The sequence below is a fragment of the Sphingomonas phyllosphaerae genome (genome assembly GCF_036946485.1).
GTDB lineage: Bacteria > Pseudomonadota > Alphaproteobacteria > Sphingomonadales > Sphingomonadaceae > Sphingomonas > Sphingomonas phyllosphaerae_E.
Genome location: NZ_JAQIJA010000005.1, coordinates 192,501 through 212,025, shown reverse-complemented (window position 1 = coordinate 212,025; position 19,525 = coordinate 192,501). Strand labels below are relative to the sequence as shown.

Below are 19,525 nucleotides of genomic sequence, written 5' to 3'. Positions count from 1 at the left end.
TATGAAGAGCCTTGTCCTGATCGCCGCGCTGGCCGCGGTCGCGGTGCCGGTCGCCGCCTGGGCGCAGCGCGATCCGGCCTATGCCGCCGCGCGCGCGGCCGGCGAGGTCGGCGAGCAGCCCGACGGCTATCTCGGCGTGGTCGGCAGCGGATCGGCGTCGCTGCGCGCGCTGGTCAGCAACATCAACATCCAGCGCAAGGCGGCCTATACGCAAAAGGCGCAGGCGTCGGGCGCGACGGTCGAGCAGCTCGCCTTCACCAGCGGCTGCAACCTGATCGCGCAGACCAAGCCGGGCGAGAAATATCGCGCGCCGGATGGATCGTGGCAGACGCGCGGCGCCGGCGCTCCCCAGCGCGATCCGCGCTGCGTCTGACGGTAGGGGAGGCGGTTTCGTTCCACGCCGTCGCCCCTGCGCAGGCAGGGGCCCATGTCTGTACCGTTCATCGCTGCGGTCTGACACATGCGCCGGCCTCCTTGTGTCAAGGGTCTCCCGGTACGACACAGCCATAGGCTCCTGCCTCCGCAGGAGCGACGGTGAGGGGAGTGCAGGAGCGACGGCGAGGGTGGTTCCTCCCATCCGCCGGTGTTCGCAACGGTTGACACCCCTTAACCCCCCGTCTAACCGGACCGGGCCTTGGCGGGGCTGCTCGCCGCTTGCGCGCACCCTTGTCCCCGGCGAGAAAAAACCAGGGTGAGGGTGGCTGCGTGGCGGAGAACGGTTCCGGACGGGATTTCCACGACGCGGACGACCCGCGCCTGACCCAGCTCGATCGTCGACTGGAACAGGCGCGCCGGGACGAAGCGATTCGGCAGGGAACGGTACGCAGCGACGCGGATGCAGGGTATTCGCTCGGCAACCGCGTGCTCGCCGCCCTGATCGGAAGTCTCGTCGGATCGGCGCTGATCGGCTGGTGTATCGACCGCTGGATCGGCACCGCGCCGTGGGGGCTGATCGTCATGCTGTTCCTCGGAATCGCGGTGGCGTTCAGGCAAATCATTCGGTTGACGAACAGGCGCCCGGGCGATCCGGGCGCTTGACGTATGTGAGAAACGGGAACCTCGCAGTGGCGGCAGAAGGCGGCAAGATCGATCCGATGCACCAGTTCCTGATCGAGCCCGTGCTCGGTCGGCCCTGGATCGTGGGCGGCTATGATCTGTCGTTCACCAATTCGGCGCTGTGGATGGTCATCACGCTGGTCGCGCTGTGGCTGTTCATGCTCGGCGGGATGAAGCGCGAGCTGGTGCCCGGCCGCTGGCAGGCGGCGGTGGAGGGCTTCACCGGCTTCGTCCAGAACATGCTGACCTCGAACGTCGGGCCGGAGGGCAAGCGCTTCGTTCCCTACGTCTTCTCGCTGTTCATGTTCATCCTGTTCGCCAACGTGCTGGGCCTGATGCCGGTCGGCATCGTGCCGGGCTGGCACCCGTTCACGATCACCAGCCACCTGACCGTCACCGGCGTGCTGGCGATCATCAGCTTCTCGATCGTGCTGATCGTCGGCTTCGGCAAGCACGGCTTCCACTTCTTCAGCCTGTTCGTGCCGCACGGCACGCCGCTGCCGATGATCCCGCTGATCTTCGTCGTCGAGCTGCTGAGCTTCCTCGTCCGCCCGTTCTCGCTGGGTCTGCGACTGTTCGTCGCGATGACCGCGGGGCACATCCTGCTGAAGGTGCTGGCGGCGTTCGTCATCAACGGCATCAATCTCGGGCCGGGCTATATCGCGATCGTGTCGCTGCCCAGCTTCGTGCTGATGATCGGCATCACGCTGCTGGAGCTGCTGGTCGCGGCGATCCAGGCCTATGTCTTCGCGCTCTTGACCAGCGTCTATCTGAACGACGCGGTCAACCTGCACTGAGTTTCCTTTTCCACCACTGAGTTTCAACGGGAGTTATTATCATGGACGCAAACGCCGCCAAGCTGCTCGGCGCCGGTCTCGCCGCGATCGGCATGGGCATTGCCGCGCTGGGCGTGGGCAACGTGTTCGCCGCCTTCCTCGAAGGCGCGCTGCGCAACCCGGGTGCCGCCGACGGCCAGCAGGGCCGCCTGTTCATCGGCTTTGCCGGTGCCGAGCTTCTGGGCCTGCTCGCCTTCGTGACGATGATCATCCTGGTGTTCGTCGCGTAACCACGCCGACGACATGGCTCCGCCCGCGTCGGGCGGGGCTGACCTAGGAAGCGGATCACCATGCCTCAAATCAGTCAGATCGCCGCCACCTACGCCTCGCAGCTCTTCTGGCTGCTCATCACCTTCGGCATCCTGTATTTCGGGATCGGCAAGATGATGGTGCCCAGGGTGCAGGGCGTGATGGAGCTGCGCGAATCGAAGATCGCGCAGGACCTTGCCAGTGCCGAGGCGGCACGGGTCGAGGCCGACCGGACCGAGGCGGCATGGAACGCCGACATGGACGCGGCGCGCGCCACGGCGCAGGCCGAGGTCGCTGCCGCCAAGGCGAAGGCGCAGGCCGCCGCCGAGGCGCAGCTGCGCAGCGCCGACGCCGATCTGGCCGAGCGTATCGCACACCACGATGTCGCCATCGGCAACGCCAAGGCGGCGGCGATGGTCAACGTACAGACGATCGCGACCGAAGCCGCGCAGGAGCTGGTGCAGCGCCTGTCGGGCGTCGCGGTCCCCACGGACGCCGCCAACGAGGCGGTCCGCAGGCAGCTGAATCATGGCTAATCCCTCTTCCACGCTGGCGCAGGATCTCGAAGCGCAGCCGCTCGAGCATCAGGACATGGCGAACGGCAGCGGCATCCACGCCGGCACCAGCGCGGGCGACGGCGAGTCGCACGCCGCGCCGACCGCGCTCGGCCTCAACGACACCGGCTGGGTCGGCATTGCCGCACTGGTCGTGCTGATCGGCATGGTCGTGTGGAAGGTACCGGCGGCGATCGGCGCGATGCTCGACAAGCGCATCGGCGAGATCCGCCACCAGCTCGACGAGGCCGCCGCGCTCCGCAAGGAAGCCGAGGCGCTGCGCGACGAATATGCCGCGCGCGCCCGGGGTGCCGAGGCTGACGCGGCCAAGATGCGCGACAATGCGCATCACGAGGCCGCCGAGATCCTCGCCAAGGCCAAGCGCGATACCGAGGCGCTGATGGAGCGTCGCACGCGCATGGCCGAGGACAAGATCGCCGCCGCCGAGCGCGCCGCGATTGCCGAGGTCCGCGCGCGCACCGCCGAAGCGGCGACCGCCGCCGCTGCGGCACTGATCGCCGAGCGCCACGATGCCGGCGCCGACCGCGCGCTGGTCGATCGCGCGATTTCCGGCGTCGGGCGCCTCAACTGAGCTGACGGTTGTCGAGGACGGAACGGAGCGGGCGCCAATGGCGCCCGTTTTCGTATTAGCGGGCCTTTGAGCGGGCAATTTCCCTGTCTGCCCGCAGCCGTGGCGATACCGCGTTGACAAGAGACCTTCATCCGTCATTGCGAGCGGAGCGAAGCAATCCAGGGCGTCCTGGTCCGGCCCTGGATTGCTTCGCTCCGCTCGCAATGACGCGTCAGGCGAGTGCCGTCCGACCCGAAGGAAGCCCATGATGCGTTTCTCGATCACCGCCGCCTTGCTGCTCGCCTCGGTCGCCGCGCCGACCATCGCGCAGGCACCTGCCGCACGAAGCACCGCGCCCGCCAGCGCCGACGCGCGGCTCCGCCAGCTCTTCCATGACAGCGACGAGGGCAGCCTGCGCCGCAACCCGGTGCAGGCGCTGTTCCGCGGCGACATGCGCTACGCCGACCAGCTCGGCGACTTCTTCTCCGACGCGCATCTCGCCGCCGAGGAAGCGGCGACGCGGCAGGATCTCGCGACGCTCGCGACGATCGACCGCGCCAAGCTCACCCCGGTCGACCAGATCGCCTATGACGTCTTCAAACAGCAGGCCGAGCTGAACCTGCGCGGCTATGCACCCGATCTGATCGCGGTGCAGATCGTCCGCCCGCTCGACCATTTCTTCGGGCTGCACACCTTCTACCCCGAACTGGCGTCCGGGCAGGGCGCGGCACCGTTCAAGACCGTCGCCGATTACGACAACAACCTGAAGCGCAACGCGCAATATGCCGCGCAGATCGACGCCGCGATCGCACGCTTCCGCGAGGGCATGAAGAGCGGGATCGTCCAGCCTAAGCTGGTGGTCCGCAACATGATCGGCCAGCTCGACAACCTGCTCGCCGGTGGTGTCGAGGCGTCGCCCTTCTACGGTCCGGTCAAGACCTTCCCCGCCGCGATCCCCGCCGCCGACCAGACCCGGCTGCGCGCTGCCTATACGCGCCAGATCAGCGAGGTGCTCAACCCGGTCCAGCAGCGGCTGCGCACCTTCCTGCAGGACGAGTATCTGCCGGTCGCGCGCGACAGCGTCGGGCTGTCGGCGATGCCGGGCGGCGCAAAGCTCTACGATTATCTGATCGAATCGAACACGACGCTGCCGCTCAAGGCCGATGCGGTCCACAAGCTCGGCCTGTCCGAGGTCGCGCGGATCACCCGCGAGATGGAGACGCAAAAGGCTAAGGTCGGTTTCAAGGGCACGCTGCCCGAATTCTTCACCTTCCTGCGCACCGACAAGCGCTTCCAGCCGTCCTCGGCAGCCCAGCTCCGCGAAGGCTATGAGGCGATCGGCCGCCGCGTCGATGCGCGCGTGCGTGAGCAATTCTCGCTGATTCCCAAGACCCGGCTGGAGATCCGCCCGGTGCCGGCGTTCAAGGAGAAGACCGACGCCGGCGGCTCCTATCAGTCGGGCACCCCGGACGGCTCGCGCCCCGGCGTCTTCTATTACAACACCTACGATCTGCCGACGCGCTACATGTGGGAGATGGAGACGCTCTACCTCCACGAAGCGGTGCCGGGGCATCACTTCCAGATCAGCCTCGCGCAGGAGAATGACGCGCTGCCCGCGTTCATGCGCTTCGGCGGCAACACCGCCTATGTCGAGGGCTGGGCGCTCTATTCCGAAACCCTGTGGCCGCAGCTCGGGATGGAGACCGATCCGTACCAGCGGATGGGCGGGCTCAACGACGAGATGCTGCGCGCGATGCGGCTGGTGGTCGACACCGGCATCCACGCCAAGGGTTGGACGCGCGATCAGGCGATCGAGTATATGCTCGCCAACTCGCCGATGTCGCGCACCGACGCGACCGCCGAGGTCGAGCGCTATATCGCGATCCCCGGGCAGGCGCTGGCGTACAAGATCGGGCAACTGACGATCTCGCGCGTGAAGGCGGATGCGCAGAAGCAGCTCGGCGCGCGCTTCGATCCGCGCGCGTTCCATGCGCAGGTGCTCGACACCGGCGCGCTGCCGATGCCGGTGCTGGAGAAGAAGATCGCCGACTGGGTGAAGGCGGGGGGCAAGTAAGCTTTCTACCGTCATCCCGGACTCGATCCGGGATCCCGCTTCTACTCTGGTTGCGGAGAAGAAGCGGGGCCCCGGATCAAGTCCGGGGCGACAAATAGGAGCTGGACCGCCACGTAAAGCCGTCGCCCCTGCGCAGGCAGGGGCCCATGTCTGTCGATTGACGAGGTCGGTCTGACACACGCAGCACGTTCCCTGTGTCACACTCTCCGACGCACGACAGAGACATAGGCCCCTGCCTGCGCAGGGGCGACGCTCTCCCCGTTGCCCCACCCCGCCGCACTTCCTAGATCGCGGGTGATGACAGGCAGCTACGGCCCCCCCGACCGCTTCAACGAGGAAAAGGCCACCTACGCGATCCGCGGCGCCGATGCGCCCGATCTGGAAGGCGGGGTGGCGGCGATCCGCAACGTGCTCAAGACGCTGCCGCTCAAGCCCGGTGTCTACCGGATGCACGATGCCAAGGGCGATGTGCTGTACGTCGGCAAGGCGCGCGCGCTGAAGAACCGCGTCGGCAGTTACGTGCAGGTCGACCGGCTGCCCAAGCGGCTCCAGCGGATGGTCGCGCAGACCCGGTCGATGACGATCGTCACCACCAACAACGAGGCCGAGGCGCTGCTGCTCGAAGCGCAGCTCATCAAACGCTACCGCCCCGCGTACAACGTGTTGCTGCGCGACGATAAATCGTTCCCGTTCATCCTGTTGCGCGCCGATCACCAGTTCCCGCGCATCCAGAAGCACCGCGGCGCGCGGCGCGCGAAGGGCGATTACTACGGCCCGTTCGCCAGCGCAGGGAGCGTCAACAACACGCTCAACGCGCTCCAAAAGCTGTTCCTGCTCCGGTCGTGCACCGACGGCTTCTTCAAGACCCGCGACCGGCCGTGCCTGCTGTACCAGATCAAGCGCTGCTCGGCGCCGTGCGTCGGGCGGATCGATGAGGCAGGCTATGCCGAACTGGTCAGCGATTCGAAGAAGTTCCTCGCCGGCAAGGCGACCGACGTGCAGGCCAAGCTCGGCGCGCAGATGCAGGCGGCGGCGGAGAACATGGACTTCGAGCTGGCCGCGATCCTGCGTGACCGGCTCAAGGCGCTGACCTTCATCCAGGGCACGCAGTTCATCAATGCCGAGGGGGTCGGCGACGCCGACATCTTCGCGCTCGCGTGCCATGAGGGGCTGATCGGGATCGAGGCGTTCTTCATCCGCGGCGGGCAGAATTGGGGTCACCGCAGCTTCTTTCCCGCGCACACCGCCGATGTGCCCGAGGACGAGGTGCTGACGCAGTTCATGGCGCAATTCTACGAGGAGGTGCCGCCGGCGCGGACGATCCTGATCGATCGCGTGCTACCCGACGCCGAGGTGCTGGTGCAGGCGCTGTCGGAACAGGCCGGGCGCAAGGTCGAGATGACCGTGCCCCAACGCGGGGTACGCAAGCGGCTGCTCGATCAGGCGACCCGCAATGCCAAGGAAGCGCTGGAGCGTCGCCTTGCCGAAAGCACGACGCAGGCGCGGCTGCATCGCGAGCTGGCCGAGCTGTTCGAGCTGGGCGACCCGCCCGACCGGATCGAGGTCTATGACAACAGCCACATTCAGGGCACCAATGCGCTCGGCGCGATGGTCGTCGCCGGGCCGGAGGGCTTCCGCAAGGGCCAGTATCGCAAGTTCAACATCAAACAGGCCGCGACCGACGACGATTATGCGATGATGCGCGAGGTGCTGACGCGCCGCTTCGCGCGCGCGCTGGAGGAAGACCCCGATCGCGACGGCGAGACGTGGCCCGATCTGGTGCTGCTCGACGGCGGGCGCGGGCAGTTGAATGCGGCCAAGGCGGTGCTGGAGGATCTCGGGATCGAGGACGTCTGTCTGGTCGGCGTCGCCAAGGGGCCGCACCACGGGCGCGAGGGGCGCGAGGTCTTCCACCTCATGGACGGGCGCGAGCTTACGCTGCCGGTCAATGCGCCGCTGCTGTTCTATCTCCAGCGGTTGCGCGACGAGGTTCACCGCTTCGCGATCGGCGCGCACCGCGCCAAGCGCGCCAAGGCGATCGGCGCGAGCCCGCTCGACGAGGTGCCGGGGATCGGCCCGGCGCGCAAGAAGGCGTTGCTGATGCACTTCGGCACCGGCCGCGCGGTGCGCAACGCCTCGCTGGAGGATCTGCGCAAGGCACCGGGGGTCAGCGCCGCGGTCGCGCAGCAGGTGTACGACTTCTATCATGCGAAGTGAGCGCTTCGTCGCCCCGGATTTGATCCGGGGCCCCGCTTTTTTCTCCCATCGCCTGCAAGAAGAAGCGGGGCCCCGGATCAAGTCCGGGGCGACGGGTGAGGGGAGTGCCGCGCCCCGATCCTCATGCACCTGACCGCCGACGCGATCCTGCTCTCGGTCCGCGCACACGGCGAGCATGGCGCGGTGGCGCGGGCGTTGACGCGCGAGGATGGCGTCCGTCCCGGCTACGTCCGCGGCGGCCATGCGCGCGGGCTGCGCCCGGTCCTCCAGCCGGGCAACCTCATCCGCGGCGAGTGGCGCGCGCGGACCGAGGAGCAACTTGCCGCGCTGACCTGCGAACTGGTGCACAGCCGCGCGGCGCTCCACGAATCGGCGCTCCCGGCGGCGGGGCTCGACTGGCTGACCGCGCTGACCGCCGCGGCGCTCCCCGAGGCGCAGCCTTACCCGTATCTCTACGACGCGCTCGGCGGCGTGCTCGACGCGATTGAAGCGGCCCCCAGCGCGCGCGGCTGGGCGGCGGCGATGGCGCGCTACGAACTGCTGGTGCTCGCCGAACTCGGCTTCGGGCTCGACCTGACGACGTGCGTCGCGACCGGCGCCACCGACGACCTCGCCTTCGTCAGCCCGAAGAGCGGCGCGGCGGTGTCGCGCGGCGCGGCGGCGGGATATGAGGCGCGGCTGTTCCCGCTGCCCGCGTTCCTGCGCGACGGCGGGGCGGCGGACGGCGCGCAAGTGCTTGAGGCGCTGGCGATCACCGGCCATTTCCTCGCACGCGACGTGCTGCTCGAACGCCGCCGTGATCCGTTGCCGGCGCGCGCGCGGCTGGTCGAACGATTGAAGAGGGCGGTTGCGTGACGCGCGCGGGCGCGCCATGCGGTGCGGCCATGACACACGGCAAGCTCATCGCAATCCTGCCCGGCGACGGGATCGGCCCCGAAGTGACCGCCGAGGCGCGGCGCGTGCTCGACGCGCTCGATCTCGGGCTGGTGTTCGAGGAGGCGCCGGTCGGCGGCGCGGGCTTTCGCGCCAGCGGCCATCCGCTTCCCGAGGCGACGCTGGCGTTGGCCAAGCGCGCCGACGCGGTGTTGTTCGGCGCGGTCGGCGACCCCGAGTTCGACTCGCTCGAACGCGCGCTGCGTCCCGAACAGGCGATCCTCGGGCTGCGCAAGAACCTGACGACCTTCGCCAATCTTCGCCCCGCCAAGATGTTCGCCGGGCTGGAGGACGCCTCGACGCTCAAGCCCGAGGTGGCGAATGCGATCGATCTGGTGATCGTCCGCGAGCTGAACGGCGACGTCTATTTCGGCGCCAAGGGCCGCGGCACCACCGACGCGGGGCTGCGCGAGGGTCACGACCTGATGCGCTACGACGAAAGCGAGGTCCGCCGCATCGCGCATGTCGGCTTCCAGACCGCGGCCAAGCGGCGCGGCAAGCTCTGCTCGGTCGACAAGGCCAATGTGCTGGAAACCTCGCAATTGTGGCGCGACGTGGTGATCGAGGTCGCGGCCGAATACCCGCAGATCGAGCTGACGCACATGTATGTCGACAATGCCGCGATGCAGCTCGTCCGTAACCCGGGCGCGTTCGACACGATCGTGACCGGCAATCTGTTCGGCGACATCCTCTCCGATCAGGCGAGCATGTGCGTCGGGTCGATCGGGATGCTGCCCTCGGCGTCGCTCGATGCGCACGGCAAGGGGCTGTACGAGCCGATCCACGGATCGGCGCCCGACATCGCCGGGCAGGGCAAGGCCAATCCGTGCGCGGCGATCCTGTCGGCGGCGATGATGTTGCGCCATTCGCTCGACGCCGGCGACGCGGCGGACCGGATCGAGGCGGCGGTGTCGGCGGCGCTCGCGACCGGCGCGCGTACCCCCGATCTGGGTGGCACCGCGACGACGCGCGCGATGGGCGATGCGGTGCTGGCGGCGCTGTAGGCGCACCAACAACCACCGGAGCAAAGATGACACGTCATTGCGAGCGTAGCGAAGCAATCCAGGGCGTCCTGATCCGGCGCTGGATTGCTTCGCTACGCTCGCAATGACGAAGCGGCGCTGATGCTCGACCTCGCGGTCATCGTCCCGACCTTCAACGAGCGCGGCAACGTCGCGGCCGTGGTCGCGCGGTTGGCGGCGGCGCTCGACGGGCTCGACTGGGAGGTTCTGTTCGTCGACGACGACAGCCCCGATGGCACCGCACAGATCGCCCGCGATCTTGCCCTCGAGAACCCGCGCGTCCGCGTCATCCAGCGGATCGGCCGGCGCGGGCTGTCGAGCGCCTGCATCGAGGGGATGTGCGCAACCGCCGCACCGGTTGTCGCGGTCATGGACGGCGACCTCCAGCATGACGAGACGCTGCTGCCAAAGATGGTCGCCGCGTTGCGCGACGACCCGGCGCTCGATCTCGCGATCGGGTCGCGCTTCGTCGCGGGCGGCGGGACCGGCGAGTGGGACCGCGATCGGGTCGCGAAATCGGCGCTGGCGACGCGGATCGCGGCGCGGGTGGTGCATACCGACTTGAGCGATCCGATGAGCGGCTTCTTCGCGATCCGCACCGAGGTGTTGCGCGGGCTGGTGCCGCAGCTCGGCGGGATCGGCTTCAAGATCCTGCTCGACATCATCGGCGCTTCGCCACGACCCTTGCGCTTCGTCGAACTGCCCTATGTGTTTCGCACCCGCGCAGTCGGGGAGAGCAAGCTCGATCATGTCGTGGCGATGGAATATCTGATCGCGCTCTACGACCGGCGGCTCGGGCGCGTCGTGCCGGTGCGCTTCGCGATGTTCTCGATGATCGGGGCATTGGGCGCGGGGGTGCATATGAGCGTGCTGTCGCTGCTTTACGTCGCCGCCGGGTTGTCGTTCCTGACCGGCCAGATCGTCGCGACCTTTGCGGCGATGACGTTCAACTTCTTCCTAAACAACGCGCTCACCTATCGCGACCGGCGGCTGCGCGGCGCGCGCGCGCTGCTCGATGGCTGGGTGGCGTTCTGCCTCGTCTGCGCGGTCGGGGCGGTGGCGAACGTCGGGGTCGCGGCGTTCCTCCACGACGTGCGGCAGGGGGCATGGGCGGCGTCGGCGTTGCTCGGCGTGCTGGTCGGCGCGGTGTGGAATTACGCGCTGTCGTCGCGGTTTACGTGGGGGCGGTATCGGTGAACTCTCCACTTCCGTTCGAAGGGCATATGCTTCGAGACGGCATTTCGACAGGCTCAATGCCTCCTCAGCACGAACGGCTTTGGGTGAGAACTACACCCAGCTATTGAACCACGTAAACCGATGGAACGCCGCCGGATTGGCGAGCGCCTGTGCGCTGAGCACCGGCAGGAAGTACAGCCACAGTGCGAACACCAGCAGCAGGAACAGCTCGACCCACCGCCCGAGCGCGGCGCGATGATGATCGATCGCCACCGCCAGCGCGACGCACAGCAGCACGCTCGACGGATAGTAGTAATAATAGAAGCCGAGCGACTTGGGGATGATCGCGAAGATCGCCACCGAGAAGGTCCAGAGCGCGGCGGGGGCAAGCAGCCGCGCCGCGCCGGTCCGCACCCACGCCTGATAGCAGGCGAGCACCGCGACCAGCCCGCCCCACATCACCGCCGGATTGCCGAGCAGCAGGATGCCGCGCTGCGCCCCGTCGACCGGCTCATACAGATACCAGATCGGGCGGATCATCAGCGGCCAGGTCCACCACGTCGATTGATAGGTGTGCGGCGGCAATTTCTGCGTCTGGCGCAGGTACATGTCCCATTGGAAGTGCGGGAGCGTGTGCAGCGTCAGCGCGTCATTGGCGTAGAAGAACGCGGGCGCGAAGGTCAGGAAGTAGCTCGCCACCGACAATCCGCCGAGCAGCGCCAGCGCCGGCACGGTGCCGAGCCCGGGCCAACGCTGCGGCCGTTCGCGGCGCATCAGCACGAAGGTGACGGCTGCCGCGCCGACATAGGGCGCGGCGGCCCATTTGCACGCGGTGGCGAGCCCCATCAGCACGCTGCCCGCACACCATCGCACGACGCTGCCGTCGCGGATCGCCGAACTGAGCAACACGATCCCCCAGATCAGGAATGCGACCATGAACGTGTCGAGCATCGCGATCCGCGCCTGGATGTAGATCGTGAAGCCGAGCAACGCGAAGGTCGTGGCGAGCAGCGCCGGTCGGATACGCTGCGTCAGCAAATGGGTCAGCGCGAATACGCCCGCGACCGTGGCGCTGCCCGCCAGCGTCGAGGCGATCCGCCATCCGAACGGCACGTCGCCGAACAGATGGATGCCGGCTGCGATCAACTCCTTGGCAAGCAAAGGATGTTCGATGTTCGTCGGCCCCGACAACGCGAGCAGCGCGCGCGCGGCGGGAAGGTAATGGACCTCGTCGAACACCGGCTTGGCCGGCACCGACAGGCGAAAGACGAAGAACAGCCAGCTCGATAGCGCAATGCCGAGCATCAGCAGCCGCGGCTTTGCCCGTCGATCTTCGAACCTCGTCACCGCTGCCAATCCTCCGCCACGCCCTGCGCGGGCTTGCGACAGGCGGGCCGCGGCGACAAGCCCGGGCGATGACGGTTTGACTTGTTCTGGCGGGGGCGCGGAGGCTAAGCGGAGGCATGAAGCGGCATAGCGGACAGGATCGTTCGATCACCCAGAACTGGCGCCCTGCGACCCTCGCGGTTCGCGGCGGCACCGCCCGATCGGAATTTGGCGAAACATCCGAGGCGATGTTCCTGACATCGGGCTATTGTTACGATCGCGCCGAGGATGCGGCGGCGCGCTTCGCCGGCGAACAGACCGGCATGACCTATTCGCGACTCCAAAATCCGACCGTCGAGATGCTCGAACAGCGGATCGCGCTGCTGGAGGGGGCCGAGGCGTGCCGGACGATGGCGACCGGCATGGCGGCGATGACCGCGGTGCTGCTCTGCCAGTTGCAACAGGGCGATCACGTCGTCGCGGGGCGCGCGGCGTTCGGCTCGTGCCGCTGGCTGGTCGATACCTTGCTGCCGAAGTTCGGCATCCAGAGCACTACCGTCGACGCGCGCGATCCGCAGGCGTTCGAGGATGCGGTGCGCCCCAACACCAAGGTCTTCTTCTTCGAAACCCCCGCCAATCCGACCATGGACGTGGTCGATCTGCGCGCGGTGTGCGGGATCGCGCGCGAGCGCGGGATCACCAGCGTCGTCGACAATGCCTTCGCCACGCCGGCACTCCAGCGGCCGATGGAATTCGGTGCGGACGTGACGGCCTATTCCGCGACCAAGATGATGGACGGGCAGGGCCGCGTGCTCGCCGGCGCGGTGTGCGGGACGCAGGACTTCATCGACAACACCTTGCTGCCGTTCACGCGCAACACCGGCCCGACGCTGAGCGCGTTCAATGCCTGGGTGGTGCTCAAGGGGCTGGAAACGCTCGACCTGCGTATCCGCCGCCAGTCGGAGAATGCGCTGGCGGTCGGACGCTTCCTCGAAGGCCGCGTCCCGCGCATCCTCCACCCCGGGCTGCCGAGCCACCCGCAGCACGACCTCGCCATGTCGCAGATGAGCGCGGTCGGCGGGATCTTCGCGTTCGAGGTTGCCGACCGCGTGCAGGCCCATGCCCTGCTCAACGCGCTGGAGCTGATCGACATTTCGAACAACATCGGCGACTCGCGCTCGCTGATGACGCACCCCGCGTCGACGACCCATTATGGCGTCTCCGCAGAGGCTCGCGCCGAAATGGGCGTGACCGAGGGCCTGCTCCGGCTCAACGTCGGGCTGGAGGATCCGCAGGATCTGATCGACGATCTCGACCGTGCCTTGGGGCAGGTCGGATTGTGAGTACCGCCACCGGCATGGAGGCGTTGTTCACCGATGCCGCCACGACCGAGGACGTCACCGTCCGCGTCTCGGTCAGCTATCTCTCCGAACAGTCGGAGCCGGGGCGCGGGCGGTGGTTCTGGGCCTATCACATCCGCATCGAGAACGATGGCGCGGGCGCGGTGCAATTGCTGACGCGGCACTGGATCATCACCGACGGCAATGGCGCGCGTCATACCGTCGAGGGTGAGGGCGTGGTCGGCGAGCAGCCGGTGATCCAGCCCGAGGGCAGCTACGATTACGTCTCCGGCTGTCCGCTCGCGACGCCGAGCGGCGCGATGCAGGGCAGCTACCGGATGGTCGCCGAGGACGGGCGCGTGTTCGACGTCGCGATCCCGCGCTTCGCGCTCCATGCGCCGGCGGTGGCGGAGTAAGGCAGTGAAGCGGACCCACCTTCCGCTCAACGGCTTGCGCGTGCTCGATGCGGCGGCGCGCCATCTGTCCTTCACCCGCGCCGCCGACGAGCTGGCGGTGACCCCGGCGGCGGTCGGGCAGCAAATCCGCGCGCTCGAGGATACGCTCGGCGTCGTGCTGTTCCGCCGCACCACCAAGGGGCTGGAGCTGACCCCGGAGGGTGAGGCGGGGCTCGCGCCGCTGCGACAGGCGTTCCTCGAGTTCGAGGAAGCGGTGCGCGCGATGCAGGCCGGGCAATCGTCCAAGTCGTTGACGATCGCCGCCCCGCGCGACGTGACCGAGAAATGGCTGCTCCCGCGGCTCGCCGAGATCGCGGCCGCCGACCCCGATCTGCGCTTCGTGCTGGTCGCCGCGGACGAGGGGATGGATTTCACCGAGGCGAACCTCGACCTCGCGATCCGCTGGGGCGAGGGCCCGGGTACCCACGAGGGTGAGGCGATCGAGAGCGAGGGGCTGGTAACGGTCGCGCGCGCCGAAGGGGCGGCGGACACCGTGATCCTGTGGCCCGGCGCGCCCGAGCCGGACAGCGCCGGGCAGGTGCGGGTCGGCGACGCCGGGCTGGCGATCGACGCCGCCGCGGCCGGACTGGGGCGCGCCACGGTGCCCGAGATGCTGGCGGCGCGCGACATCGCCGCGGGGCGGGTGGTGGTGGTCGGCGAAGCACAGCCATCGCGGATGGGCTATTGGCTGGTCGCGCCGACCCCGCAATGGCGGCAGCGCAAGGTGCAGGTGCTGGTCGAGACGCTCGGACGCTAGCCTCGGTGTCCCGCCGCGTTGCGCTCGCAACGGCGGAATGGAACGCGACCTACCTGCGTTTGCCCCGCCGCAGCGGGAGGATCAGCACGCCGCCTGCCAGCGTCAGCGCGGCGAGAACGAGCAGCAGCGGGGTGAAGTCGCCCGGCGTGGCAAGCGCCCAGGTCAGCAGCGGGCCGAGCAACGACGGCACGGTGTTCGACAGGTTGATGATGCCCAGATCACGGCCGCGATGGCGCGGATCGGGGAGGAGGCGCACCGCAAATGCCTGGTGCAGCGCAAGAAACACCGCCGCGGCGACCGAATAGACGAGGAAACCGATCGCCGCGCCGATCGGATGGGTGAGCGTGGCCATCGCCAGCAGCCCGAGCGTCGCCGCGATCGCCGCGCCGAACAGGAAGGGTGTGCGGCGTGCCGCCTGGTCGGACAACCGTCCTGCGAAAACCGCGACCGGGAGCGGAAGGATGTAGCTGATCGTCAGCAGCGTGCCGACCCGCGCCGCCAGCGTGGCAGGCGGCACCGCGCCGACGATGCTTTGAAAGTAATAGAGCAGGTAAAGCGACAGCGCGCCGCCCGCGAGTTGCACCAGCAATCGCGAGAGGCTGGCCACCCACAAACGGTGGGCAGGTGCGGCGTCGCGCATGACGGGCGCGGCGGGGACCGGTGGTCGACGGATCGCGAGCAGCGGCACGACCGTCGCCAGTGTGAGGCCGACGATCAAGGCAAACCTTGCGGCGTCGTTCCAGTGGGGATCGGCGACGAGCAGGGCCGACACCGCCCCGGCCGCCGGCGGGCCGATCGCCAGCAAGCCGCCGGCCAAGCCGCGCTGATCGTCGGGAATTTCGTCGGCCATGATCGCCATCATCGGCGCGAGGACGGCGTTGACCGCAAGCTGGAACGCCAGCACCGCGACGATCAGGGTCGCGGGCTGCGCGGCCAGCGCGATCCCCGCATAGCTGACCGTCAGTGCGATCAGCCCGCCCGCGATCCAGCCGCGCCGCCCGCCGCCCCGCGCATAATGACGGTCGCTGAGCCAGCCGAAGAAGATGTTCGCCCCGCTCGCCATGCCCGCGCCGAGCACCACGGCCACCGTCAGCCAGCCGATCCGGGCGTCGCCGGCCAGTTCATCGACCTTGAGCGGGAGCAGCAGCGACAGGAACGGCAGGTAGCCGATCACCACCCCGGCATGTGCCAGCGAGAAGGCCGCGAGCAGCCGATAGCCAGGGGGGAGGGGACGCACCATCGCGGGCGCGGTAGAGCCTTGTGTCATCAGGGGAAAGGGATCATCTCGCCGTGATGCGGCACGCGCCGTCCCGTCGATAGGCCGGCGCGATCAGGCGGCGGCGCGGCGGCCGATGATACGAACCGCCTCGGGCAGCAAGGCGACAGGCAGGGGCTCGGTAAACAGAAAGCCCTGCATATGCTCGCACCCCATCCGCAGCAGCGTCTCGAGCTGTTCGGCGGTCTGCACGCCCTCCGCCACGCATTCGAGCGACAGTGCACGGCACAGGCCGACCATCGCCTCCACGACCGCCCAGCCGCGCTGCGCCTGCAGATCGTTGATGAAGCTGCGGTCGATCTTGACCTTGTCGAGCGGTAGCTGGTGAAGGTTGCTGAGGCTGGAATGGCCGGTCCCGAAATCGTCGAGCGCGACCTTCATCCCCAGGCGCCGCAGGCGTTGCAGCACCCGCGCCGCCGCAGCAGGATCGCGCATCACGGCGGTTTCGGTGACCTCGATCCAGATCCGCGACGCCGCCACCCCCGACGCGAGCAGTTCACGCTCGATCGCGGCCAGCGTCGCGGGCGAATGCAGGTCGCAGGCCGAAATGTTGAACGACAGCGCGATGTCGGACGGTAGCAGCCGCGCCGCCGCCAGCCCCTTGCGGAACATCGCGAGCGTGATGCCGTGGATCAGGGTCGACCGCTCGGCGATGGTGATGAAGTCGCTGGGGGCGATCTCGCCGACCAGCGGGCTGCGCCAGCGTGCGAGCAGTTCGATCGCCTCGACCTGTCCGGTGCGCGCGCCGACGATCGGCTGACCGTAGAGGTGCAGTTCCTCGTCGAAGACGCACGCCTGCAACGCGGCCTCGATCGCACGGTCGCGGCGGATCGCGCTTTCCAGATCGGGCGTGAAGATGCACAACCCGCCGCCTTGCATCCGCTTGGCGTGATAGAGCGCATAATCGGCACGATCGAACAATTCGGTGGCGACCTGCCCGACGTCGGGAAACTGGGCGATGCCCAGCGAGCCGCCGACCGAGACGGTCAGCTCGCCGATCGCGAACGGCTCTTCGAGCGCCGCGCACAGCCGCGCGCCGACCATCGCCGCCGTCCGCACGTTGCCGGGGACGAGCACGCCGAATTCGTCGCCGCCCAGTCGGTAGATGCTCGCGCCCCCCGACAGCATCGGGCGCATCCGTTCCGCCAACTGGACCAGCAGGATGTCGCCGACGTGGTGGCCGAACGTGTCGTTGACCGGCTTGAACCGATCCAGATCGAGCAGCCCGACCGCGAACGGCCCCGTCTCGCCGCTGGCGACCAGTTCGGCGAGGTCGTCGTGGAAGCGGCGGCGATTGGGCAGGCCGGTGAGGCTGTCGGTATGCGCCAGCCGTTCGTTGTCGTGGTTCAGGCGGATCAGCTCGTCGTGCTGGCGCCCGAGCCGGGTTTGCGCGATCACCTGCTTTCGGAAGTGATCGAAGTTGTTGAACAGGACATGCAGCAGCACGATCAGCACCAGCGCGACGTTCACCGCGATCACGGTGTACATCGTGTCCTGTCGCGCCAGGCACGCACCGATGAAGGTCGGGATCACGATCAATCCGACGAGCAACGCCGCCTGTGGCAAGGCGCCCAGACAGAAGATGCAGCCGATGGCGGTGGTCGTGACGTAGATCATCACGTGCGCCTTCTGGATGGCATTGCCGTAACCGAGCAGCGCGATCGACCACGCGATATAGGCGGCCGCCAGGAACGTGCCGAGCAGCGTGATCATCCGCAGCCGGCGGCGCGCGGCCTCGGCGTCGACATGGTCGGCGCAGTGCGCGCGGCGCCACCAGTGGAGCAGCCGCACGCTGCTGAGCGTGAACAGGCAAAGCGGGATCGTCGTGCTGATCGCGAAGGGCGCGGCGTGCCGGTGGGTCACCACGATCGCCAGCGAGTTGACGAGCAGCAAGGCGTAGAGGAAGGGCAATTGCCGTTGCAGCGACACGGCTTGCGCGACGGCCAGTCGCGGATCGCTCCCCAGGTCGGCATACCAGCGATACAGCCGCCAGCATTTCCCTCCGCGCACGCGCGTCCCCCGCGTTTGAATACCCCGGATCGGATATTAACGCTAAAAGGTTAACAAGAGGCTAAGAGGAGATTTGCTGGCCTCCGATCAATTCCATGCGTTGCGGCATCGTCCCGATATCAATGTCTTCGGCGCGGAACCGCCGCAGCAGGATGGTCAGGATCGCGCTACGCGTCCCATAGGCGACGCGCGGCGACGCGACATGCGCGAAACAGTTGAAGAAGATCCGGCCGTCCGCGATCGAATCGACGAACACTTTCGGCGCGGGATCGTCGAGCACCTCGGCCTCTTGCGCGAACGTGTCCGCCACGATCGCGCTCACGCGGTCGGCATCGGTTTCCAGCGGGACGGAGAACTGCACCTGGATGCGACCGAGCGGCCCGGCCAGCGTCTTGTTGAGCACCGATTTGGTGATCAACTCGGAATTCGGAACGATCAGGGTCGAGTGGTCGGCCAGTGCGATCTCGGTCGAGCGGACGCTGATCCGCTTCACGTCGCCCTCGTCGGCCCCGACGCGGATCCAGTCGCCGATCTTGATCGGCCGCTCGGCGAGCAGGATCAGCCCCGAGACGAAGTTCGACGTGATCGCCTGAAGCCCGAACCCGATCCCGACCGACAGCGCCGACAGCAGCAGCGCGATCCGTTCGATGCCGATCCCCAGCGAGGCGAGCGACCAGATCACCGCCAGCGCGATGCCGACATAGCGGGCGACCAGCCCCACCGAATTGCGCGCCGATCCGTCGAGATCGGTGGCGGGCAGGTATTTCTCCTCAAGCCAGCGGCGGAACGCGCGCACCAGGGTCAGCCCGATGAACAGCACCGCGACGCCGCGCACGATCGCGCCCGGTGACACCGCGATGCCGCCGACCTGCACGCCTTGTGCGAGCAATCCGATCCGCGCGACCAACGTGCCGATCCCGCTGCCCGCACCGAACGGCACGAAGAAGAGCCCCAGCGCGATCAGGGCGAGCGTCACGCGCGTCACGCCGGACAGCAGCACGCCGAACTGGTCGACCACCGCGCCGCGCAGACCCAATCCACGGGACACCGCCCGGCCGAGCGTACTGTCGCGCGCGAACAGCGTCACGGCCAGATCGTCGGCCGCGGCCATCAGGAGATACGTGGCCGTCGCCAGGACGATGCTCCACCCGACCAGCTTCATGGTGAAGAGCGCGAAGCCGAGAAAGCCGAGGAGCAGCGCCGCCAGCGTGGCCAGCGCCACCACCCAGGCGAGCAATGCCGCCGCGCCCAGTCCGGCGCGCGCCGGCGCGGTCGCCGATTCCTCGGCGCGGTTCGCGCGCAACCGCCCGAGCGCCAGCAAGGCGCCGGCGAGCACCACGAGATGGAGGATGATCTCCAGCACCTGCGTCGCGCTTTGTGCCGCCGGGCTGATCCCGATCTCGACGTTCGTGCGCTCCAGCATGTAGCTGACGAAGGCGGTTGCGGCGAGCAGCCAGCTATAGGGGCGCAATTCGGTGGCGACATCGTCGGCGATCGGCGCGACTCGCCAGCTCGGCTGGCCACGCAACAGCAGCGCGCCGGTGACCGACGACGCGAAGAAGGCGTAGGTGGCAGCGATCGTCAGATCGTCCGCGATCGGCTCCCAGACGGCGGGCAACCATTGCGACCAGCGCAGGCCGGCCATCAGCAGCGTGACGGCGAAAAATGGTGCC

General features: G+C 68.2%; 18 protein-coding genes (1 of these 18 running past the window's edge). 14 read left to right on the top strand and 4 right to left on the bottom strand.

The window, feature by feature from the left end; genetic code table 11:
• Position 1 precedes the first annotated feature (1 nt).
• From PGN16_RS09515 to PGN16_RS09465, 11 genes are all read left to right on the top strand, one after another.
• Positions 2-373 (top strand): YdbL family protein, encoded by a 372-nt coding sequence (locus PGN16_RS09515; RefSeq protein ID WP_335309165.1) that lies wholly within the window; start codon positions 2-4, stop codon positions 371-373.
• 332 nt (positions 374-705) lie between these two features.
• Complete coding sequence (locus PGN16_RS09510; RefSeq protein ID WP_335309164.1) at positions 706-1,038, top strand: AtpZ/AtpI family protein; 333 nt, start codon at positions 706-708, stop codon at positions 1,036-1,038.
• A gap of 26 nt (positions 1,039-1,064) precedes the next feature.
• Complete coding sequence (locus PGN16_RS09505; protein WP_335309163.1) at positions 1,065-1,853, top strand: F0F1 ATP synthase subunit A; 789 nt, start codon at positions 1,065-1,067, stop codon at positions 1,851-1,853.
• Positions 1,854-1,894: 41 nt separating this feature from the next.
• Positions 1,895-2,122, top strand: a complete 228-nt coding sequence (locus PGN16_RS09500; RefSeq protein WP_019515901.1) for a F0F1 ATP synthase subunit C — start codon at positions 1,895-1,897, stop codon at positions 2,120-2,122.
• 60 nt (positions 2,123-2,182) lie between these two features.
• Complete coding sequence (locus tag PGN16_RS09495) at positions 2,183-2,677, top strand: F0F1 ATP synthase subunit B family protein (RefSeq protein ID WP_335309162.1); 495 nt, start codon at positions 2,183-2,185, stop codon at positions 2,675-2,677.
• Positions 2,670-3,287, top strand: a complete 618-nt coding sequence (locus tag PGN16_RS09490) for a F0F1 ATP synthase subunit B family protein (RefSeq protein ID WP_335309161.1) — start codon at positions 2,670-2,672, stop codon at positions 3,285-3,287. The genes PGN16_RS09495 and PGN16_RS09490 overlap by 8 nt, the downstream gene beginning before the upstream one ends.
• Before the next feature lie 247 nt (positions 3,288-3,534).
• On the top strand, positions 3,535-5,340 hold the full coding sequence (locus PGN16_RS09485) for a DUF885 domain-containing protein (protein WP_335309160.1): 1,806 nt from the start codon (positions 3,535-3,537) through the stop codon (positions 5,338-5,340).
• Positions 5,341-5,637: 297 nt separating this feature from the next.
• A complete protein-coding gene (gene uvrC, locus PGN16_RS09480; RefSeq protein WP_335309159.1) occupies positions 5,638-7,557 on the top strand; it encodes an excinuclease ABC subunit UvrC in 1,920 nt (639 codons plus the stop codon).
• Positions 7,558-7,680: 123 nt separating this feature from the next.
• Positions 7,681-8,412, top strand: coding sequence for a DNA repair protein RecO (gene recO / locus PGN16_RS09475; protein ID WP_335309158.1), 732 nt, complete (start codon positions 7,681-7,683; stop codon positions 8,410-8,412).
• Positions 8,413-8,441: 29 nt separating this feature from the next.
• Positions 8,442-9,494, top strand: coding sequence for a 3-isopropylmalate dehydrogenase (leuB, locus tag PGN16_RS09470; protein ID WP_335309157.1), 1,053 nt, complete (start codon positions 8,442-8,444; stop codon positions 9,492-9,494).
• A gap of 120 nt (positions 9,495-9,614) precedes the next feature.
• Positions 9,615-10,709: a glycosyltransferase family 2 protein gene (locus PGN16_RS09465; protein WP_335309156.1), complete on the top strand. Its 1,095-nt coding sequence runs from the start codon at positions 9,615-9,617 to the stop codon at positions 10,707-10,709.
• 90 nt (positions 10,710-10,799) lie between these two features.
• Here PGN16_RS09465 and PGN16_RS09460 read toward each other — a convergent pair whose 3' ends face one another.
• A complete protein-coding gene (locus tag PGN16_RS09460; RefSeq protein ID WP_335309155.1) occupies positions 10,800-12,035 on the bottom strand; it encodes a glycosyltransferase family 39 protein in 1,236 nt (411 codons plus the stop codon).
• A 116-nt stretch (positions 12,036-12,151) separates the two neighbouring features.
• Here PGN16_RS09460 and PGN16_RS09455 point away from each other — a divergent pair, with 116 nt between their 5' ends.
• The 3 genes from PGN16_RS09455 to PGN16_RS09445 are packed head-to-tail and all read left to right on the top strand — an operon-like array spanning position 12,152 to position 14,566.
• Positions 12,152-13,357 (top strand): trans-sulfuration enzyme family protein, encoded by a 1,206-nt coding sequence (locus tag PGN16_RS09455; protein ID WP_335309154.1) that lies wholly within the window; start codon positions 12,152-12,154, stop codon positions 13,355-13,357.
• Between the two features lie 14 nt (positions 13,358-13,371).
• On the top strand, positions 13,372-13,770 hold the full coding sequence (gene apaG, locus PGN16_RS09450; protein ID WP_335310312.1) for a Co2+/Mg2+ efflux protein ApaG: 399 nt from the start codon (positions 13,372-13,374) through the stop codon (positions 13,768-13,770).
• 4 nt (positions 13,771-13,774) lie between these two features.
• Positions 13,775-14,566, top strand: a complete 792-nt coding sequence (locus tag PGN16_RS09445) for a LysR family transcriptional regulator (RefSeq protein WP_335309153.1) — start codon at positions 13,775-13,777, stop codon at positions 14,564-14,566.
• Between the two features lie 49 nt (positions 14,567-14,615).
• Here PGN16_RS09445 and PGN16_RS09440 read toward each other — a convergent pair whose 3' ends face one another.
• The 3 genes from PGN16_RS09440 to PGN16_RS09430 all read right to left on the bottom strand — a co-directional run.
• On the bottom strand, positions 14,616-15,806 hold the full coding sequence (locus tag PGN16_RS09440; RefSeq protein ID WP_335309152.1) for an MFS transporter: 1,191 nt from the start codon (positions 15,804-15,806) through the stop codon (positions 14,616-14,618).
• Between the two features lie 90 nt (positions 15,807-15,896).
• On the bottom strand, positions 15,897-17,852 hold the full coding sequence (locus PGN16_RS09435) for a putative bifunctional diguanylate cyclase/phosphodiesterase (protein WP_335309151.1): 1,956 nt from the start codon (positions 17,850-17,852) through the stop codon (positions 15,897-15,899).
• A gap of 61 nt (positions 17,853-17,913) precedes the next feature.
• On the bottom strand, positions 17,914-19,525 hold the 3' portion of the coding sequence (locus PGN16_RS09430) for a DUF3772 domain-containing protein (protein WP_335309150.1). It continues 749 nt past the right edge of the window; 1,612 of the gene's 2,361 nt are visible here — the last part of the coding sequence; the start codon falls outside the window, past its right edge; it ends in the stop codon at positions 17,914-17,916.